The organism is Neisseria shayeganii 871 (assembly GCF_000226875.1).
Lineage (GTDB): Bacteria > Pseudomonadota > Gammaproteobacteria > Burkholderiales > Neisseriaceae > Eikenella > Eikenella shayeganii.
The window spans coordinates 823,870-826,352 of record NZ_JH164926.1 but is presented as its reverse complement, the minus strand read 5'-3'; the positions used below and the strand labels follow the sequence as shown (position 1 = coordinate 826,352).

The following is a 2,483-nucleotide window of genomic DNA, read 5'->3' as shown; positions in this document are numbered from 1 at the left end:
GTTTGGGGCTGCCCTTTGGCGGCATGGCGATTTCCCCATACAGCCCTGATCGTGGCTTTCGGCGGCCGTAAAAAACCGCCCATTGCAGGCGGCTGGTGTGGGGTTTAATCGTCATCGTCCGGCGGCTCGGCACCGTCGAACACATAAAAGCGGCCTTTGCCTTTACGCTGGAAGGGAAAGCGCTTGTCGTTGTAGCGCTTCAGCCAGCCGATGCCGTGCAGCACACGGCAAACCTTCTCTTTATCCTTGCCTTGGCATATTTCCATCTCAAACACAGCAGGAATCAGCCAGTATTCACGGTCTGTTTCACGGGTGCCGCTGCCCTTGTAGCGCCAATAACCGGCATGATTGGCGGCGTGGGAGACGGCATCGGCTTCCCAAGCGGCAAAGCGGCCGGTGAAGGCGTGTTGCTGCATAAAGTCGGTGGCGGTTTTGAGAATGGCGCGGTCTTCAAACTTGCCCTGCCCGTTGCGGACCAGCCAGGCATCGAAGCATCGTTTGATGCCGGCCAGCCCCACCCCCGGCGGCAGGCCGGTAATGTCGGCGGCCAGTTCCAAGGCGGCAGACACCAGCGCAAAACGGCGGGCAAGGCCACCATGGCGGCGGTGGTTTTGCCGTCGGATGAATCGCCGTACAGGTGGAAGCCGCCGCCCGGCTCGCGCAGCAAACCCAGCAAAGGGGCGGCGAAGGCGGTGCCCAGCGCCAGCAGCAGGCGGCTGATTGATTGCAGTTTGCATAAGTGCCCTTTCATGTGGTTAAACACTACGGGCAAAAAGATAGCCGCCTCAGCGGGTAAATTGAATGCACAAATTTCTTGATTTTTATGATGTTATAAAAAATTTAGAAGTTATGCGGGCATAAAATTATCAAAAAATATGCCCGCATAAAATTTTTAGAATTTATGCAGGCATAGAATTGCGGAAAATTTTTACAGTAGCAGGCGCGGATTAGTTTTTTCCAAAAGCTCTATCGCTTTCGGCTTGACTGTTCTTGATATTCTATCCACAGCATCAAAATCAAGCGGGGTATTTTCTCTAGGCGGGTAAATCATGGCGGCCATCTCAATATCAGTAAATTTTCTGCCAATTATCTGCCCGTATATGTACAGATCAATATAAGCAAAGACACGATATTCAACAATTCGCCTGATTTCAGCATCGGAAAAGCGCTTAGTACGGTGGCCATACCAAAGTGAATGCTGCTTTTGCTCGCGCTTTTTTTCTCGGATTTCTTTTAATTTCTGCTCAAACGCCATTTTTAAGACCTCATCACTTTGCGAAAGGTCAATAAAGAACATATCGCCGTAATCCAATTTATCCGACAAAGAAACTCCATATTCTGATTTCGGCGCAGTACATTCATCAATCACCCATTCGGCGCTCTCTATTGATTGGCCTCTATACCCATGCTTGATTATTTCATCAAACTGCCCTGGGGCTTTTTGGAAAAATTCACGCATATGTGGCAGTTCAAAATAACTCTGTGCATACAGGCAGGCAATATCCATAAGCGTTACGTCGCTAATAATATTTGGCTCTACCTCTATCGGCGGCAATCATGCCGATTAGCTCGGATAAGCGCGGCATGGCCTCGTTTGCCGTCTGACGCTCTATGCCTACGCCCAAAATATCAACTTTGCTGATACTGCCGATCAGGGTTTTAGCCTTGCCGCCCGTTTGTATTTCGGCAGCAAAGCGGGCTAGGGCTGCCTGAAAGTCTGCGGCAGGGGCAGCGCTATCCATAAACGAAAAATAGAAAGTATTGAAGCCGCTTTTTTCAGCAAGCGGCACAATGTCCTTAAGCAAAAATTCCGTTTTCCCCATGCGGCGCGGCGCAAACAGGGTAAAGGCGTGGGTGATACCGTCTTTCAAGCTGCTAACCAATTTGGCAGCGTAGTCGGCGCGGGGAAAATACAAGGGGTCTTGCATGGCGCTTGCCCTATCGGGTTGTGTGGGATTAGACACAATTATACAGCAAACATCTAATTAGCCATCGGACATCTAAAAGTGTCTAATTGCCCAAACACCAGCAGGCAGATTTGCTGCTCTGCGGCTACTTGCGCGTGGGCTGGTGTTATCTTGATTTGGCCGCTCAAGCCTTGGCGCTGCCCGTTTGTCTTTTCGGTGTCAGTGTGATTTGCACGCCCAAAACGTCCAGTACCTTAGCAATGGTTTCGTAACGGGGCTTGCCCGGTTATACCGTGCAATTCCTGCAGCAGCTCCAACGGCCAATCAGCCAGCGGGATAACGTGGGGCCGTGGGCGTTTCATGCGGCTGGCCGGAATCGTCCACGTCTTGGCCTGCCAGTCGATTTCCGCCCATTCGCCGCCTCTGATTTCGGTATTGCGGGCAAAACACAGCATGATCAGCATCACACAGATGCGGTTTTGCCGGTGTATATCGGCCAGCAGCAGGCGGCGGTAAAACTCTGTCAGCTCTTCACGCGGCAGGGCGGGCATATGGGCGGTTTCTGGCTTATTCAGG

4 protein-coding genes and 1 pseudogene are annotated in these 2,483 nt (G+C 51.6%); all 5 read right to left on the bottom strand.

The genetic code is table 11. The features are described from left to right. Positions 1–104 precede the first annotated feature (104 nt). Positions 105–569: a hypothetical protein gene (locus HMPREF9371_RS13150; protein ID WP_232203071.1), complete on the bottom strand. Its 465-nt coding sequence runs from the start codon at positions 567–569 to the stop codon at positions 105–107. A 77-nt stretch (positions 570–646) separates the two neighbouring features. After that, a pseudogene (locus HMPREF9371_RS14015) lies at positions 647–751 on the bottom strand (hypothetical protein); the annotation flags it as partial. 177 nt (positions 752–928) lie between these two features. Next, complete coding sequence (locus tag HMPREF9371_RS11000) at positions 929–1,507, bottom strand: DUF6387 family protein (protein ID WP_009118585.1); 579 nt, start codon at positions 1,505–1,507, stop codon at positions 929–931. 13 nt (positions 1,508–1,520) lie between these two features. After that, complete coding sequence (locus tag HMPREF9371_RS03780) at positions 1,521–1,928, bottom strand: hypothetical protein (RefSeq protein ID WP_009118584.1); 408 nt, start codon at positions 1,926–1,928, stop codon at positions 1,521–1,523. 233 nt (positions 1,929–2,161) lie between these two features. Further along, the coding region (locus HMPREF9371_RS03775) for a tyrosine-type recombinase/integrase (protein ID WP_009118582.1) at positions 2,162–2,483 on the bottom strand (322 nt) is incomplete at its 5' end.

Bases quoted from the DNA above. Each gene is read 5' to 3' on its own strand.
- HMPREF9371_RS11000 (WP_009118585.1), bottom strand. From the start codon at position 1,507: ATGGATATTGCCTGCCTGTATGCACAGAGTTATTTTGAACTGCCACAT.
- HMPREF9371_RS03780 (WP_009118584.1), bottom strand. From the start codon at position 1,928: ATGCAAGACCCCTTGTATTTTCCCCGCGCCGACTACGCTGCCAAATTG.